Genomic DNA, 17,294 nt, shown 5'->3' with positions numbered 1-17,294 from the left:
ATGGGCTGGCTCTCCCGACTGTTCGGCGGTGGCGACGACGCCGCCGCTGCGGAGGAGTCCGCTCCCTCGCTCCCGCGCGTGCCGTCGAGCGAGGACATCCTCGCGGCGCTCGACCGGGTCGCCGCGTCGACGAGCGGCCGGGTGCCGCCGCTCGTCTCGGCGCGCATCCGCCGCGTCGACGAGACGGTGCGCGAGATGGTGCCGCGGCTGGACCGCCTCGGCGCGATGAGCCAGCAGGGCCACACCGTCGTCGCGACCGCGACCAGCTACCTGCCCGAGGCGGTCGAGGGCTACCTCCGCCTCCCGCGCGACTTCGCCGACCGCCGCGCCGTCCACAAGGGGAAGACCTCGCTGATGATCCTCTGCGACCAGCTCGACCTGCTCGGGGCGACGCTCGACCGCATCTCCGACGCCGTCTCGCGTCAGGACGCCTCGGCGCTGATCGCGCACGGGCAGTTCCTCGCCGAGAAGTTCACGGAGTCGTCGCTGTCGCCGAGCGGGCTGGACGCGCCGAGCGCACCCGGCTCCCTCCAACCGCCGAGCTCGCCGAGCTCCCTCCAGCCGCCGAGCGCCTCGTGACCGCGCTCGCCTCCGCGCTCGACGCGCTCGTCCTCACCGGATCCGGAGCGGGCCTGGACGCCGCCGCCGTCCGCGACGAGGGCGGTCGGCTCGCGGCCGCGGTCGCCGAGTCGATCACCGGAGCCGGCCAGGACTGGCTCGCGCAGACCGGGACGCCGGGGGGCCTCGAGGCCTTCTTCACCGCGGCCTCCCGCGGGCGGCGGTGGCGCAGCTCGCCCACCGACCTGCTCGCCTCGCTCGTCGCGGCCGGTTCCGCCCACGCGAACGCCTACGCGCGCGCCCTCACCGAGGTCGTCTCGGCCGCGAGCGCACTGGGCGAACCGGGTATCGGAGGCATCGCCGCCGCCTCCGCGACGGCCGCCGCCCAGCTCTCCGCACTGCCGGCGAGCTCCGCGCCGCTCCAGCGGACCTCAGCGCCGCCCTCGTCGTCCCCCGCCTCCTCGCTCCCGGCCGATCTGCCCGCGGGGGTGCCCGGAGTCGACGAGATCCTCGCGCGCCTGCGCCGCACCGAGCACGACGGGCCGCAGGACGAGGTCGCGGCGGCTCCGCCCGCCGCCCCGGTCGCGGAGGAGGAGCCGGAGCCGCTGCCCCCACCCGAGAAGATCGAGGATCTGCTCGCCGAGCTCGACGCGCTGATCGGGCTCGACCGGGTCAAGAGCGAGATCAAGCGGCAGACGCAGCTGCTCCGCATCGACACGCTCCGCCAGGCAGCCGGCCTCACGACGCCGACGCTCACCCGCCACCTCGTCTTCACCGGAAACCCGGGCACCGGCAAGACCACCGTCGCGCGGCTCGTCTCGCGGATCTACCGCGCGCTCGGCATCCTCTCGAAGGGCGTGCTCGTCGAGGTCGACCGCTCGGAGCTCGTCGCCGGCTACCTCGGCCAGACCTCGATGAAGACCGCCGAGGTCATCGCGAAGGCCCGCGGCGGAGTCCTCTTCATCGACGAGGCCTACGCCCTCGCGCTCGACCAGTACGGTGCCGAGGCGATCACCACGCTCGTCAAGGACATGGAGGACCACCGCGGCGACCTGGTCGTGATCGTGGCCGGCTACTCCGGGCCCATGCAGGGCTTCCTCGACACGAACCCCGGGCTCGCGAGCCGCTTCTCGACGACGATCGACTTCGCCGACTACTCCGACGACGAGCTGTCGGCGATCTTCGCGCGCCTCGCCTCCTCGGCCGACTTCGAGCCGACCTCGGAGGCGCTCGCCGCCTTCGCCGAGCTCGCCGCGGCCCAGGAGCGCACGGAGGCGTTCGGCAACGGCCGCTGGGTGCGCAACGTGCTCGACGCCTCCATCGCCCGGCACGCCTGGCGGCTGCGCGACACGGAGGAGCCGACGCTCGACGACCTGCGCATCCTGCAGCCGGAGGACGTGGTCGAGGCCGAGGCTGCACCCGTGGAGGAGAACACATGAGCACCGTCACCGCGCCGCCTCCCACAGCCCCGGCACCCGCCCCGGCACCCGCACCCGCCGCGAAGCCGACCCTGCTCGCGCGGGCGACCTCGACCACTCCGCGCACCCTCCGCCTCCTGCTCGTGCTGACCGCCGTCGCCGCGGTGCTCTTCGGCGTCTTCGCCCAGCAGGCGGGAGCGATGCAGGCGCGCGCTGCGGCGGAGGCGCGTGAGCAGTCGACGCAGATCGTCGGCGTGCAGGACGTGCGGAACCTCCTGGTCGGCGCGAACGCGATCGCCGCGAACACGTTCCTCGTCGGCGGGCTCGAACCGGCCGATCAGCGGGCGGTGTTCACCGGCGATGTGCAGGACGCTGCGGCGCAGCTGGCGACGCTCGCGGCCTCCGAGCCGCGCGACGCCGAGGCCCTCGCGGCGGTCGCGCGCGACCTCACCACCTACAGCGGCTACATCGAGCAGGCCCGTGCGAACAACCGGCAGGGGTTCCCGGTCGGCTCGGCCTACCTCGACCAGGCGTCCGCCGTCCTGACCGCCGAGGGCGGAGTGCTCGACGACCTCAACGACCTGGTCGGCGCCGGCGCCGACCGCGTCGCCGGCGCCTACGACACGGTGCGCTGGAGCACGCTGCTGCTCATCGGCTCGCTCGCGATGCTGCTGCTGATGGTCGGCGCGCAGATCTGGCTCGCCCGGCGCACCCACCGCTATCTCAACCGCCCGCTGGCCACGGCGACGGGTCTGCTCCTCGTGCTCGGGATCGCCGGCGGAGTCGCCTTCGGCACGACCGCCTCGAACGCGGCCACCGTGCGCAGCGAGTCCTACCGTGCGACCCTCGCCGTCTCGCAGGCGCTCACCGCCGCCACCGACGCGAAGTCGCTCGAGAGCTTCACGCTGATCAAGCGCGGCTCGGGCGCGGCGCTCGAGGCGCAGTTCCAGGAGGCGGCGGCGCAGGCGCGGCAGAAGCTGCAGGACGGCGTGGCGGACGGGACCGTGGACAGCGCGCTCGTCGGCGATCTCGATGCATGGCTGACCCAGCACGACGCGATCCGGAAAGAGGACGAGGAGGGGCGCTGGGACCAGGCCGTCGGGCTGGCCGTGGCGACCGGCGAGGGGTCGGCGAACGAGGCCTTCACCGCGTTCAGCGTGGCCGCGGGCGACGCCGTGGAGGACGATGCGGCGATCACCCGTGCCACCCTCGGCACCTGGGGCGCGATCTCCTCGATCGCCTCCTGGATCCTCCTGGCCGCCGGCCTGGTGGGCGCCGGTCTCGCCTGGCGAGGGGTCTCGCAGCGACTGGAGGAGTACCGATGAACCGCCTGCGCTTCTCCTCCCTCCGAACCGCCGCCGTCGCGCTCGTGCTCGGCGCGACCCTCGCCGTCTCGGGCTGCACGACCGGTGCCGACGACCTCGGAGCCGCCGTCGGCACCGCGACGCCGACCGCGACCCCCACGGCGACCGCGAGCGCCGCGCCCGCGGCGACCGAGTGCTCGCCGTCGGCGGTCACCTCCTACGCCCCGACCGGGGTCGCCGACAGCACCCGGCTCGCGCAGATCCGCGCCGCCGGCACCCTGCGCGTCGGCGTCTCGGCCGACACGCTGCTGATGAGCGCGCGGAACCCCCTCACCGGCGAGATCGAGGGCTTCGACGTCGACATCGCCCGCGAGATGGCGCGAGCGATCCTCGGAGACCCCGCCGCGATCACCTTCGTGGTGATCACCTCCGCCCAGCGCCTTCCCGCACTGACGGGCGGAGAGGGTGCGCCGCAGGTCGACATGGTCGCCCGCACCCTCACGATGACCTGCGATCGCTGGAGCAGCATCGCGTTCTCGTCCGAGTACTACGACGCGGGCCTCAAGGTCCTCGTCTCCGAGGACGACGACGCGACGAGCATCGACGGACTGGCCGGCCGGAAGGTCTGCGCGCCGCGCAGCACCACCACGCTGAGCCGGCTCGAGAGCGACTACCCCGACGTCGACGCGGTCGCCGCCGACACCCACACCCAGTGCCTCGCGCAGTTCCAGGAGGGGACCGTCGACGCGATCGCGGGCGACGACACGATCCTCGCCGGGTTCGTCGCGCAGGACCCGTACGCGAAGGTCATCGGCGACCAGCTCAGCTCCGAGCCGTACGGGCTCGGCATGCCCGCCGACGACACCGACTACGTGCGCTTCGTGAACGCCGCGCTCGAGAGCGTCCGCGCCGACGGCCGCTGGCAGAGCATCTACGACCGCTGGCTCGGCGAGCTCGGGGCGGCGTCCCCTCCCGCGGCGACCTACGGACGATGAGCGTCACGGGGACCGCCGAGGGCAGTCCGGTCGCTCCCGGGCGCCTCGGCGAGGCGGTGCCGCAGCGCGAGCTGTTCGAGTACCTCGCCGCGCTCGGGCGCTGGCTCGAGCGCACCACCCGCGAGCTCTCGCGGCTGGACGCGGCGGCGCTCGCCTCACCGCAGGCCGACAGCTACACCTCCGACGTCGTGCTCGCGCAGTCGCTGCGCGAGTCCGTCACGCGCCGGCTCGCCGAGCTCGAGCTCGTCTGGGACTCGGGCCGCGTCGACGTCGTCGCCCGCGAGCGGATGTCGCAGCTGATCTGGGGGCGGCTCGACGCCTCCGGCTCGGGCGCGAGCGCCGCGGTCTCGCTCGTCGAGGCCGTGCGGCTCTGCGATGCGGTCGTCGGTCAGCTGAAGTCGCGGCTCGAGCTCGATCCCAGCGGTACCGACGTCGCCGGGCGGATCGTCGGCATGCGCGCCGAGATCGAGCGCTGCCGCGACCTCACGCGCGACAACCGCGGAACCGTCGACCAGGACTCCGCGCAGCGCGTCGCCGTGCTGCGCTCGCGCCTCGACGCGCTGGCCGAGAAGGCGGGCCGCGGAGCCGACGTGTCGGGCCCGCTCGGCCAGCTCGAGAACGACTCCGCCCGTCTCGAGCGCGATCTGATCATCGCCGCCTCCGAGCGCCGCGGCCTCGACCGCGACCGCCGGCGGGCGATCGAGCTGGCGGAGGCGGCCGAGCGTCGCGAGGCGCCGTTGCGCGAGCTCGTGGCCCGCTGCCGCCGCGAGATCGCCGACCCGCCGCGCCTGGCCGTGCCCGACGTCTCGCGGCTCGGCGACCCGCCCTCGAACCGCGAGGCGCTCGACGCGCATCTCGCCCGGCTCACCGCCGTCGGCCGCGCGTTCGACGCGGTCGAGGCCGCCTACACCTCGCCGCTGCGCGAGCGGGCGGCGCTCGGATTCCGTCTCCGGGCCCTCCGCGAGCGGGCCGTGGCGAACGGCCGCGCCGCCTCCGCCGTGGGGATCGCCGCCGAGGAGGAGGTGCGCGCCGCCCTCGACGCCGTGCCCTGCCCGGTGCCGCTCGCCCGCCACCTCGTCGAGCAGTACGACGTCGTCACCCGCGATCTCCCCACCTCCACCCGGAAGGCCACCGCATGAACGGCTCACCCTGCACCTCGACACCGGGCTGCACCGGAGTCATCGAGGACGGCTACTGCAACGTCTGCGGGCTGCCGCCCGAGACCGGAGCGGCGGCCTCGGCGCCCACGGCGCGCGGTGCCGCCGCCCCGGCGACGGCCTCGGCCGCCTTCGGGACCGGCTTCGTCGAGGGCACCCCCGACGCCTCCGCCGCCCCCGACGCAGAGGAAGCGGCGACCGCGCGGAGCGGACGCACCTCCTCCGCCCGCCTCGCGACCGCCGCGCTCGGCTCGGCGCGCACCGCGCAGACCGGCTCGAAGGTGACGCGCCGCGTCGGCACCACCTCGACGCGCCTGCGCGGACCGCGCCTGGGCGCCGGGCTCACCACCGTGCCCTCCCGCCCCGCCGCCGACCCGATGGCCGCCCTGATGGCCGAGGCGGTGCTCCCCGAGCGCAAGCGCTTCTGCTCGAACTGCGGCACCGCCGTCGGCCGCGGCCGCGACGGCAAGCCCGGGCGCACCGAGGGCTTCTGCCCCAATTGCCGCACGCCGTTCTCGTTCACGCCGCAGCTGGAGCAGGGCGACGTGGTCGGCGGGCAGTACGAGGTGGTCGGCTGCCTCGCCTACGGCGGACTCGGCTGGATCTACCTCGCACGCGACCAGAACGTCTCGGGCCGCTTCGTCGTGCTCAAGGGCCTGCTGAACTCCGGCGACCCCGACGCGTACGCGGCCGCGATCACCGAGCGCCAGTTCCTCGCCGAGGTCGAGCATCCGCTGATCGTCGAGATCTACAACTTCGTGATGCACGACGGCGCCGGCTACATCGTGATGGAGTACGTCGGCGGGCCGAGCCTCAAGCAGATCCTGAAGGAGCGGCTCGACGCCAACGGGGGAGCGGCCGACCCGCTGCCCGTCGACCAGGCGCTCGCGTTCGTGCTCGAGGTGATGCCCGCCTTCGCCTACCTGCACGACCACGGGATGCTCTACTGCGACTTCAAGCCCGACAACATGATCCAGGTCGGCGACCAGGTCAAGCTGATCGACCTCGGCGGAGTGCGCCGGGCCGACGACGACGAGTCGGCCATCTACGGCACGGTCGGCTACCAGGCACCGGAGGTGCCGGAGGTCGGGCCCTCGATCGCGTCGGACGTGTACACGATCGGGCGCACCATCGCCTCGCTCGTGCTCGACTTCCGCGGCAACCAGACGACCTACGTGGCGTCGCTGCCGCCCGTCTCCGAGACCCCGCTGTTCCAGCGCTACGACTCGTTCTACCGCCTGATCGCCAAGGCCTGCGCGCCCGACCCGCAGGACCGCTTCGCGACCGTCGACGAGATGCGCGGGCAGCTGCTCGGGGTGCTGCGCGAGGTCGTGGCCACCGACCGCGGGCCCGGGCACCCCGCGCTGCACTCGACCGAGTCGGCGCTGTTCGAGGCGCCCGTGGCCGATGTCGTCGATCGGCCGCTGCCGTGGGACGCCTTGCCGCTGCTCAAGATCGACGAGTCGGACGCGGCGAAGGCGTGGCTGGCCGGCGTGAACGTGGCCGACCCGATCGTCCGGCTCCGCGCCCTCGCGCTCGCGCCGACCGTCACCGTCGAGGTGCGGCTCGCGCGCGCCCGCGCCGCGATCGAGGCCGAGCGCTTCGACGAGGTCGCGCGGGCGACCGGCGAGATCCTCACCGAGGACCCGTGGGAGTGGCGGGCCGTCTGGATGAGCGGCCTCGCGCAGCTCGCACGCGGCGACTCCGTCGGCGCCCGCGCCTCGTTCAACACCGTCTACGGCCAGGTGCCCGGCGAGCTCGCGCCCAAGCTCGCTCTCGCGGCGGCCTGCGAGTCGAGCGGCGAGCCCGAGGTGGCGGAGTCGCTCTACGTGATCTGCGCGCGAGCGGATGCGAACTACACCGCTCCGGCCGCCTTCGGCCTCGCCCGCGTGCGTCAGCACCGCGCCGACCTCGACGGGGCGCTCGACGCCCTCGACATCGTCACGCCCACGCGGTCCTCCTACGTCGACGCGCGCCGCCGCCGCGCCGAGCTGCTGGCCGGCTCCGGGCGCGGCCTCCCGTCGCTCTCGGCGGCCCTGTCGAGCATCGACTCCGTCGCGATCGACCAGCGCACCCGGCTCGAGCTGACGACCGGCGTGCTCGAGTCGGCGCTCGAGCTCGTCCGCCGGGACGGCCCGGCCGAGGGCGCCATGCTGGGCGGAGTCGAGGCGAACGAGGCCGCGATCCGCGACGGCCTCGAGGCCTCGTACCGCGCGCTCGCGAGCTCGACCGGCGAGAAGGAGGAGCGGCTCCGCCTCGTCGACCGCGCCAACGACGTGCGCCGCTGGACGCTGACGTGAGCCTCGCGACGGCCTGCCCGGTCTGCGGCGAGCCGGTGACCGCCGGCGACGCGTTCTGCGAGGCCTGCGGCAGCACGCTGATCGTGCGCGCGGCCGAGCCCGCGGCGCCCGAACCCGCCCCGTGCGTGTACTGCGGGGGAGCGGTCGCCGACGACGGCTACTGCGAGCAGTGCGGGCAGCGGGCGCCGACCGAGCGCGAGCACTGGGCCGAGGCGCCGCACCCGCTGGTCGGCGGCGTCTGCGACCGGGGGATCCGCCACCCGGCGAACGAGGACGCGATGGCGCTCGGTGCGGTGGCGTCCGAGGGGGCTCTCCGCACCGCTCTGCTGGTGGTCTGCGACGGGGTCTCGTCGACCCCCGACTCCGATCGCGCCTCCCTCGCCGCGGCGCGGGCGGCGCTGAGCGCGCTGCAGGCCGAGGTCGCCGAGGAGGCGCGCGGAGCCGATCGCTGGGGCGCGCTGCTGCAGATGGCGGTGGCGCGCGCCTCCGGGGCGATCGACGCCGCGGTGCCCGAGAAGCGGGAGAACCCGCCGTCGTGCACCTTCACCGCCGCGATCCTCGACGGCGCGCTGCTGGTCACCGGCAACGTCGGCGACAGCCGCAGCTACTGGATCCCCGACGCGGGCCCGGCGCGGCAGCTGACCGTGGACGACTCGTGGGCGCAGGAGCAGATCGCCTCGGGCACGAGCCGCGAGGAGGCGGAGTCGGCACCCGACGCCCACGCGATCACGAAGTGGCTGGGCGCGGATGCGCACGACGAGTCGCCGACCATCGCCTCCGTCGTGCTCGAGGAGCCGGGCTGGGTGCTCGCGTGCTCGGACGGGCTGTGGAACTACGCGTCGCCGGCCGAGGATCTCGCCCGGGTGCTGCACGAGGCCGTCTCCCGGGTCGGCACCGATCCGGTGACGCTGGCGGAGGCGCTCGTCGCCTGGGCGAACGAGCGCGGCGGCCACGACAACATCACGGCCGCACTGACGCGCTTCGAGCCGGAAGTGTCCAGTGCGGAGGAGCCGGTCTAGACGAATCCGCGATCCCGGGACGGGGTGCGCGGCCTACAGTCGACCCCATGAGCATCGCCGAGCCCCGCACCACCCCGTCCACTGACGGCTTGTCCGTCGTCGGCCACTGGATCGACGGGGCGCCGTCGGCGTCGTCGTCCGGTCGCACCTCCCCGGTCTACGACCCGGCGCTCGGTGTCGCGACCAAGGAGGTCGCGCTCGCCGACGCGGCCGAGATCGACGCGGCGGTCGCCTCCGCCAAGGCCGCGTTCCCCGCGTGGCGCGACACGTCGCTGGCGAAGCGCCAGCAGATCGTGTTCCGGTTCCGCGAGCTCCTCGAGGCGAAGAAGCAGGAGCTCGCCGAGATCATCACCTCCGAGCACGGCAAGGTCCTCTCGGACGCGATGGGGGAGATCACCCGCGGCCAGGAGGTCGTGGAGTTCGCGACCGGGCTCGCGCACCACCTGAAGGGCGAGTACTCGGAGCAGGTGTCGACCGGGGTCGACGTCTACTCGACGAAGCAGCCGCTCGGCGTGGTGGGCATCATCTCGCCGTTCAACTTCCCGGCGATGGTGCCGATGTGGTTCTTCCCCATCGCGATCGCGGCCGGCAACACCGTCGTGGTGAAGCCGTCCGAGAAGGACCCGTCGTCGGCGATCTGGCTCGGCGCGCTCTGGAAGGAGGCGGGCCTGCCCGACGGCGTGTTCACGGTGCTGAACGGCGACAAGGTCGCCGTCGACGGCCTCCTCGAGCACCCCGATGTGAAGTCGATCTCGTTCGTGGGCTCGACTCCGATCGCGCAGTACGTCTACGAGACCGGCACGAAGCACGGCAAGCGCGTGCAGGCGCTGGGCGGCGCGAAGAACCACATGCTGGTCCTGCCGGACGCCGACCTCGATCTCGTCGCGGACTCCGCGATCAACGCGGGCTTCGGCTCCGCGGGCGAGCGGTGCATGGCGATCTCGGTGGTCGTCGCGGTGGAGCCGGTGGCGGACGAGCTGATCGTGAAGATCCAGGAGCGCGCGTCGACGCTGCGCATCGGGGACGGCCGTCGCGGCTGCGACATGGGCCCGCTCGTGACGCAGCAGCACCGGGACAAGGTCGCGTCGTACATCGCCATCGCGGAGGAGGACGGCGCGAAGGTCGTCATCGACGGCCGCGGCATCGAGGTCGACGGTGACGCGAACGGCTTCTGGCTCGGCCCGACGCTGATCGACGACGTGCCGATCACGTCGAAGGTCTACACGGAGGAGATCTTCGGACCGGTCCTCTCGATCGTGCGCGTGCAGTCGTACGAGGAGGGCGTGGCGCTGATCAACAACGGCGCGTTCGGCAACGGGACCGCGATCTTCACGAACGACGGAGGCGCCGCGCGGCGCTTCCAGAACGAGGTCGAGGTCGGCATGATCGGCATCAACGTGCCCATCCCCGTCCCGGTCGCGACGTTCTCGTTCGGCGGCTGGAAGTCCTCGCTGTTCGGCGACACCAAGGCCCACGGCGCCGAGGGCGTCCGCTTCTTCACCCAGCAGAAGGCGATCACCTCGCGCTGGCTCGACCCCTCCCACGGCGGCATCAACCTGGGGTTCCCGCAGAACTGAGTTCATTCGCCTCTCTCCTCGCTGCGCTCGTCGATCGGCCGCGGTCGGCTCGGCGAGGTGGTCGCGATCCGCAGAGCGTCCTGCGTCCGCGCACGACGAATCGCTGGCACGCGATCCGCCAGTCGCGCTCGACCGTACGGGCGTGCGAGCGGAAGGGGCGGCTCTGTTCGTTCAGGCAAGGGCACGCGAGTCCACATCGAGGTCTCCGTTGGGCAGAGGACATCGAATTCGTGCAGGCGGGCTCTCGTTCCCGTTGGGCCCTACACATCTATTCCGATGTCGGTATGCTTGTGCGTATGCCTGAGGAGAGCGTCTCGGACTTCGCCGAGCGCGAGGGCGTGTCACCACGCCGGGTTCGCGCACTCATCGAACGTGGCATCCTCCCTGCCCGACGAGTCGGCGGCCAGTGGCTCATCGACCAGGCCCACGCGCATCGCCCGGCGCCGAGCAGGCCCTTGAGCGAGCGCATGCAGGCAGGCCTGCTCGCCCTACTCTCCGGAGACCAGCCACAAGGGCTCTCCGCCTCCGAGCACGCCCGCCTCCGCGGCTACCGCAACACCCTCGTCCACAGCTCAGAGCCGGACCGCATCCTTGCCGCATGGGTGCGCGAGAAGGCGGTCCTGAAGCTCCGGGTGGCCCCGAGCGACCTCACCGACCTCGCGGACGATCGGCGCCTCGTCCGATCCGGCTTCAGCGACCCGCGCGCGGAGATCGCAGCTGCTGGCGAGCTCGAAGCCCGAGTCGCCCAGGCCGACATCGATCCACTGCGGCGAGAGTACCTGCTGCGCCCCTCCGACCAGCCCAACGTCCGTCTCCACCTCATGGACCACGTGCCGCCGTCCCCGTTGCCTCTAGGCCTACTCCTCGTCGACCTCGCCCGACACGACGGGGTGCGCGAGCGCTCCCGCATCGCCGAACTGCTCCGAGGGGCCGCCGCGTGACGATCGTCGCGCCCGTGATGACGTCCGCTCAGGCGCAAGCCTGGCTCGCGCTCTTCCAGGTCTACGAGGCGCACCCACAAGGCTGGGCTCTCGTCGGTGGCCAGATGGTCCACTCGCTGTGCTGGGAGCGTGGGGCCAACCCGTCTCGGCCGACGCAGGACGCCGACACCGTGCTCGACATCCGCGCGCATCCGACGATGCTCTACGACTTCACCAAGACGCTCAGCGATCTCGGCTACACCTCGGCTGGGGAGCCGCCGTCCGTCCTCGAAGTCACGACGGGTGTGCAGCACCGATGGGTCAAGGGTGACGCGCAGATCGACATCCTCATCCCGCGCTTCCTCGGGGAGCATGCTGACAACCGCACCGGCGTCACGGGCGGCCGCACCATCGCGACTCCCGGCGGTCAGGGGGCCCTCGATCGCTCTACGGCGATCGAGGTGACCGTTGCCGGCGTCACAGGCACGGTCATCCGCCCCACACTCCGAGGTGCCATCATCGCGAAAGCCTCAGCCATGCTCATCGGTGAAGGGACGAAGGGGGGACCGTCACCTCAACGACCTCGCCATCCTCGCGTCCCTGGTCACGAGGCTCGACCGCGTCAGCGAAGGCGTCACGCGCAACGAAGTGGTACGAGTTCGAACAGCTTTCGCCGAGATACTGGGGCGTCCGTCGCTCCACCTCGCCGTTGGGGTCGACGCGGCCACGATCGAGGTCGTCCGCGACCAATTCGTTCTGGAGTGAGCAGTCCGTTCTGGACAGAGGCGGGATACTCACCGGTGTCGCCCGCACGTGGGACGCCTCAGCGCAGCACCGCGAGCGCCGTCCAGAGCTCGGTGCGGGCGCCGAAGTCGTCGAGGTCGATCGCCAGCGCCCGCTCCACCGCGGTGATGCGGTTGCGGAGGGTGTGGCGGTGCACGCCGAGCTCGCGGGCGGCGGGGTCCCAGGCGCCGTTGCGGCGGAGCCAGACGCGCGCCGACTCCAGCAGCACCGCGCCCTCGGGGGTCAGCAGCGGCTCGAGCGTGCGCCGGGCGAGCGCCTCGGCGCCCGACGCGGCGAGCAGGCCGAGCATGCCCTGCTCGGCGACGTCCTCGAAGCGCAGCAGCGGACGGTCGGGCGTGGCGCGCTCGGCCGCGCGCCGCGCCTCCGCCAGCCCCCGATCGAGCTCGGCCCAGGTGATCGGGGCGGAGGCACCGGCAGTCGTACCGTGACGCTCGAGCACCTCTGCGATCAGGTCGAGATCGTCGGCCCCGGTGATCACGATGAGGGCGGAGTCGCGCTCGGCGAAGAACAGGCGCGCGCCGTTCTCCTCGGCGAACACCTCCAGCTCGTCGAGCAGCGAGTCGCCGCGGACGGGCTCGCTCAGCACGCTCACCCGCACCGGTTCGGCGGGGAGCGTGCCCCAGAGCTCGCGCGCCGTGCGGGCGGCGACGTCGAAGGCGCCCGCTGCGAGCAGCTCGAGCAGCCCCGAGCGCAGCTGCCGCCGCGAGGTGTCGAGCGCCCGCCGCTGCTCGAGGGCGATGCTCGCCAGTCCGATCACGCTGGCGACCAGGTCGCTGCCGGCCGGGTCGAGCGGAGTCCCCGTGCCGACCGCGAGCACGCCGCGCAGGTGGTCGCGCTGGCCCAGGGTCTGCAAGGTGACCCCGCCGCCGTCGTCGAGGCGGAGGCCCGCCCGGCTGCCGCGGGAGAGCGCGTGGCGGACGGCGGCGGCGACCGACGCCTCCGCCGCCTCCGGGACCTCGAGCCGCATCGGCAGGTGCACCCGCTGCCCGACCGCGTCGTACAGCGCGACCCAGCAGTCGAGCTGGCGCTCGAGCTCCGAGAGGATCGCCGCGAGCCCGTCGGGGCGCAGCGCCGCCCGGGCGACGCGGCGCTGCGCCTCCAGCGACCACTCGAGCCGTTCGCGCTGCTCGCGCGAGATCACATCGGCCACGAAGCGGATGATCCCCATGAACGGCGTCCGCTCGGCGACCTCGAGCAGCGGCAGGCCCTGCCGCTCGCACGCCGCCACGAGCAGCGCCGGCACCTCCTCGTGCACGATCCCGGTCGCGAAGCCGAGCGCGCGGATGCCGCGGCCGCGCAGGCGCGCGACGTACTCCTCCGAGAACTCGGGCGGATCCTCGCCCGAGAAGTGCACGCCGTCGGTGAGCAGCAGCTGCCCCGACTCGAGCCACGGAGTCGGGTCGACCAGATCGGAGGAGTGCGCCCAGATCAGCGGGGCGTCCAGCACCGTCTCGTCGTGCACGCCGCCGAGGATCCGGAGCCGGAACGCCGGCTCGGCGAGCAGATCGCGGACGGTCGCGGGCATGGGCGGCTCTCCAGTCGTGACGGTATGTCCATCGTAGGGCTGCAGATTAGACGGATCCGGCAGCCGCCACGCGGGCGTGAGGCGGCACGATGGATCCATGACGCTCTCGACCAGTCCGACCTCTGTCCGCGACAACGCCTCCGTCACCGCCGCGGACCGCTCGCGCGTGTTCCACTCGTGGTCGGCACAGGGCTCGCTCAACCCGCTGCCGATCGCGGGCGGCCTCGGCTGCGAGGTGTGGGACGTCGACGGCACCCGTTACCTCGACTTCTCGAGCCAGCTGGTGAACGTCAACATCGGCTACCAGCACCCGAAGGTCGTCGCGGCGATCCAGGAGCAGGCCGCGATCCTCACCACGGTCGGCCCCGCCGCTGCGAACGAGACCCGGGCCGAGGCCGCGCGCCTGATCACCGAGCGCGCGCCCGAGGGCTTCGAGAAGGTCTTCTTCACCAACGGAGGCGCCGACGCGAACGAGAACGCGATCCGCATGGCGCGCCTGTACACCGGGCGCGACAAGGTCGTGTCGCTCTACCGCTCGTACCACGGCAACACCGGAGCGGCGATCGTCTCGACCGGCGACTGGCGCCGCATCCCCAACGAGTACGCGCGCGGCCACGTGCACGCCTTCGGCCCCTACCTCTACCGCACCGAGTTCTGGGCCGAGACGCCCGAGCAGGAGTGCGAGCGCGCGCTGCACCACCTCGAGCGCGTCGTGCAGGCCGAGGGCCCGGAGTCGATCGCGGCGTTCCTGATCGAGACCATCCCCGGCACCGCGGGCATCCTGACTCCGCCGCCCGGCTACCTCCCCGGTGTGCGCGCCATCGCCGACCGCTACGGGATCCAGCTCATCCTCGACGAGGTGATGGCCGGCTTCGGCCGCACCGGCGAGTGGTTCGCCTTCGACGCGTTCGACGTGCGCCCCGACCTGATCACCTTCGCCAAGGGCGTCAACTCCGGCTACGTGCCGATCGGAGGCGTCATCATCTCCGACCCGATCGCGCACCACTTCGACGAGCGGGTCTTCCCGGGCGGGCTCACCTACTCCGGGCACCCGCTCGCGGCGGCGAGCGTCATCGCGACGCTCGAGGCGATGGCCGAGGAGGGCATCGTCGACAACGCGAAGACCATCGGATCGGAGCACCTCGCCCCCGGACTCGCGGCACTCGAGGCGAAGCACGAGATCATCGGCGAGGTCCGCGGCTCCGGAGTGTTCTGGGCCCTCGAGCTGGTCTCGGACCGCGCGACCCGCGCTCCGCTGCCCGCCGCCGCCGTCGGCCGCCTCAAGACCGACCTGCTCTCCCGCGGCCTGCTGCCCTTCACCGCCGACAACCGCATCCACGTCGTCCCGCCCGCCGTCGTCACCCCCGCCGAGGTCGCCCGCGGCCTGGGCGTCCTCGACGACGCGCTGACGGCGTTCAGCGGCTGAGACGCGCCCCCGCGGCGCACCTCCGGCTCGCAGAATCACCTCCGGCTCGCAGAATCACCTCCGGCTCGCAGAATCACCTTCGGCTCGCAGAATCACCTTCGGCTCGTCGATCCGGCTGATTCCAGCGAGCCGAACCGGATCTCACGAGCCGGAGTTCCCTCCCCTGTCAGCGGTGCGCTTCCCGGCTCGGCTCCTCGACGAGCGGGCAAGCCGTCCAGCCCGCGGGGGAGCGCGCACCATCAGCTGAGAGGGGGCGGCCTCCGCTGGGGGGCGACGCCCCCTGCTCTCAGCTGATGGTGTGCGCCGCTGCCTGCTGATCGAGGAGCCCGCGCAGCGGGCGTATCGAGATCCCCGCTGCTGACTTTGGTGGGTCTCGATACTCCCCGCGGGGCGACTCGACCAGCAGGGTGGGCGGGTGGGCGAATCCAGCAAGGGTCCCCTTGCAGACCAGCCCTCACCCACGAGGCGTATCCGGAGATCCGCGTCTCAGCGGATCTCCGTCGCCGAACGCACCACGCTCTGCGGTACGCAACCACTTCTACGAGCCGACTGCGCGACGCCGCCCCGCGGCGTCGGCGAGGCTTCGTCACCGCGCCTCAGCCGACACTGTGCAGCACGAACGCGGTGATGAAGCCGAGCACGGCGTACAGCCCCGTGAGCACGTCGTCCTTGTCGAACGCCTCCGGAATCATCGTGTTCGAGATCATCGCGAGGATCGCGCCCGCCGCGATGGTCGTCACGAAGGCGACGACCGCTCCGGGGGCACTCGCGAAGACCAGGAAGCCGACGAGCGCGGCGATCGCGGAGAGAGCGGCGATGCCTCCCCAGACCGTGAAGACGTAGCGGGCCGAGCGGCCGTCGGCCTTCATGCCGACGGTGGAGGAGAGGCCCTCCGGCAGGTTCGAGATCGCGACGGCGGCGACGATCGGGACGCTGATCGCGGCTCCGGCGCCGCCCTGCGCGACGGAGAGCCCGAGCACGATCGACTCGGGGATGCCGTCGATCAGCGCGCCGGCCGCGATCGCCGCGCCTCCGCCTCCGCCCGTGCCCTTCGAGCTCTTGCGGTCGCCGGCGCCGGCGCGGGTGAGCAGGGCGTCTGCTCCGACGAAGACGATGGCGCCGACGAGGGTGCCGAGCACGGTGGGCAGGAGTCCGCCGTCGTCGGCCGCCTCCTGGACGAGCTCGTAGGCGAGAGCCGAGATCAGCACGCCGGCGCCGAACGCCGAGATCGCGGCGGTGAGCTTCGGAGGCACGCGGACGAGCCAGGCGAGCGCGGCGCCGAGGAGGAGGGTGGCGCCGCCGACGGCGCCGCTGAGCAGGGCGAGGGACCAGGGAGGCACGGCCGTCAGCCTGTCAGGCCGCGGCGGTCCGCGGTGCGGGCTTGACGGCGGCGTCCGGAGCGACCGGCGGGTACACCCAGGTCACCAGGACCACCGACACGATCATCAGCAGGAACCACGACACGAGCTTCGACGCCGACACCAGCTGCCAGCCGGCGACCTGGTCCGGGTAGAGCCACGCTCCGGAGGCGGTCGCCACGTTCTCGGCGATCCAGATGAAGAAGGCGACGAGTGCGAAGGCGACGAGCAGCGGCATCCGGTGCGTGCCGCGGTGCACGCGGTAGACCATGGTCGTCCGGAGCCACAGCACGCCCACGAAGGCGAGGATCAGCCAGCGGGCGTCGGGGAGGAAGTGGTGGCTGAAGAAGTTGACGTAGATCAGCACGGCGGCCGCGCCCGTCAGCCATCCCGACGGCCAGCGGTCGAACCGCAGGTCGAACAGGCGGTGGATCCGCACCATGTACGAGCCGACGGAGGCGTAGAGGAAGCCGCTGAACAGCGGCACGGCGCCCACGCGCAGGACACCCTCGGCGGCGTAGCTCCACGAGCCGACGTCGGTCTTGAACAGCTCCATCCCCGTGCCGACGAGATGGAAGATCACGACCACCCACAGCTCGCGGCCGGTCTCGAGCCGGGTCGCGATCATGACGACCTGCAGCAGCACCGCGGCGAGGGTCAGCGCATCGTTGCGGGCGAGGGCCGCGTCGTCCGGGTACCAGAGCCGCGCCGCGACGATCACGAGCAGCAGCGCCGCGCCGAACACGCAGGCCCACGCCTGCTTCGCGCCGAACACCAGGAACTCGATGAGCGACGCGCGCAGACCGGAGTCGGGACCGCGGGCGAGCAGTCGCCGCGCGGCGTCGTCGATCCGCTGCTCCACCGGCGTGTACTGCCGCATGCGTCCCCGCTCCCTCTCGGAGCGGCCGATGCTACCGGGCCGGGGTCGGACTT

13 protein-coding genes are annotated in these 17,294 nt (G+C 72.8%); 10 read left to right on the top strand and 3 right to left on the bottom strand.

Annotated features, from left to right (window positions below):
- From GSU68_RS14335 to GSU68_RS14295, 9 genes are all read left to right on the top strand, one after another.
- Positions 1-579 (top strand): hypothetical protein, encoded by a 579-nt coding sequence (locus tag GSU68_RS14335; RefSeq protein WP_244259292.1) that lies wholly within the window; start codon positions 1-3, stop codon positions 577-579.
- Positions 576-1,997, top strand: a complete 1,422-nt coding sequence (locus GSU68_RS14330) for an AAA family ATPase (protein ID WP_159909363.1) — start codon at positions 576-578, stop codon at positions 1,995-1,997. Before GSU68_RS14335 ends, GSU68_RS14330 begins: the two co-directional genes overlap by 4 nt.
- Positions 1,994-3,301, top strand: coding sequence for a hypothetical protein (locus GSU68_RS14325; protein WP_159909362.1), 1,308 nt, complete (start codon positions 1,994-1,996; stop codon positions 3,299-3,301). The genes GSU68_RS14330 and GSU68_RS14325 overlap by 4 nt, the downstream gene beginning before the upstream one ends.
- Entirely contained in the window at positions 3,298-4,275 is a 978-nt protein-coding gene (locus GSU68_RS14320; RefSeq protein WP_159909361.1) for a glutamate ABC transporter substrate-binding protein, read from the top strand. Before GSU68_RS14325 ends, GSU68_RS14320 begins: the two co-directional genes overlap by 4 nt.
- Entirely contained in the window at positions 4,272-5,414 is a 1,143-nt protein-coding gene (locus tag GSU68_RS14315) for a hypothetical protein (RefSeq protein ID WP_159909360.1), read from the top strand. Before GSU68_RS14320 ends, GSU68_RS14315 begins: the two co-directional genes overlap by 4 nt.
- On the top strand, positions 5,411-7,732 hold the full coding sequence (locus GSU68_RS14310) for a serine/threonine-protein kinase (RefSeq protein WP_159909359.1): 2,322 nt from the start codon (positions 5,411-5,413) through the stop codon (positions 7,730-7,732). Before GSU68_RS14315 ends, GSU68_RS14310 begins: the two co-directional genes overlap by 4 nt.
- Positions 7,729-8,751 carry a PP2C family serine/threonine-protein phosphatase gene (locus GSU68_RS14305; RefSeq protein ID WP_244259291.1) on the top strand — a complete coding sequence of 341 codons (1,023 nt, stop codon included), beginning with the start codon at positions 7,729-7,731 and terminating at the stop codon, positions 8,749-8,751. Before GSU68_RS14310 ends, GSU68_RS14305 begins: the two co-directional genes overlap by 4 nt.
- Before the next feature lie 47 nt (positions 8,752-8,798).
- The gene (locus GSU68_RS14300; RefSeq protein WP_159909358.1) at positions 8,799-10,328 is read left to right on the top strand and encodes a CoA-acylating methylmalonate-semialdehyde dehydrogenase; all 1,530 of its coding nucleotides are present in this window, start codon (positions 8,799-8,801) and stop codon (positions 10,326-10,328) included.
- A 296-nt stretch (positions 10,329-10,624) separates the two neighbouring features.
- On the top strand, positions 10,625-11,269 hold the full coding sequence (locus tag GSU68_RS14295) for a helix-turn-helix domain-containing protein (RefSeq protein WP_208544576.1): 645 nt from the start codon (positions 10,625-10,627) through the stop codon (positions 11,267-11,269).
- A gap of 802 nt (positions 11,270-12,071) precedes the next feature.
- On the opposite strand, the gene GSU68_RS14290 is transcribed toward GSU68_RS14295, so the two are convergent.
- Complete coding sequence (locus GSU68_RS14290) at positions 12,072-13,577, bottom strand: PucR family transcriptional regulator (protein WP_159909356.1); 1,506 nt, start codon at positions 13,575-13,577, stop codon at positions 12,072-12,074.
- A gap of 97 nt (positions 13,578-13,674) precedes the next feature.
- On the opposite strand from GSU68_RS14290, the gene GSU68_RS14285 reads away from it, so the two are divergent.
- Positions 13,675-15,003, top strand: a complete 1,329-nt coding sequence (locus tag GSU68_RS14285) for an aspartate aminotransferase family protein (protein WP_159909355.1) — start codon at positions 13,675-13,677, stop codon at positions 15,001-15,003.
- A gap of 596 nt (positions 15,004-15,599) precedes the next feature.
- Here the strand turns inward: GSU68_RS14285 and GSU68_RS14280 are convergent.
- The gene (locus tag GSU68_RS14280) at positions 15,600-16,343 is read right to left on the bottom strand and encodes a ZIP family zinc transporter (protein WP_159909354.1); all 744 of its coding nucleotides are present in this window, start codon (positions 16,341-16,343) and stop codon (positions 15,600-15,602) included.
- A gap of 13 nt (positions 16,344-16,356) precedes the next feature.
- On the bottom strand, positions 16,357-17,241 hold the full coding sequence (locus GSU68_RS14275; protein ID WP_159909353.1) for a DUF817 domain-containing protein: 885 nt from the start codon (positions 17,239-17,241) through the stop codon (positions 16,357-16,359).
- Positions 17,242-17,294 lie beyond the last annotated feature (53 nt).

Source organism: Rathayibacter sp. VKM Ac-2759 (genome assembly GCF_009834225.1).
Taxonomy (GTDB): Bacteria; Actinomycetota; Actinomycetes; order Actinomycetales; family Microbacteriaceae; genus Rathayibacter.
Note: the sequence above shows the minus strand (reverse complement) of the source record. Positions and strands in the feature narration are given on the sequence as shown.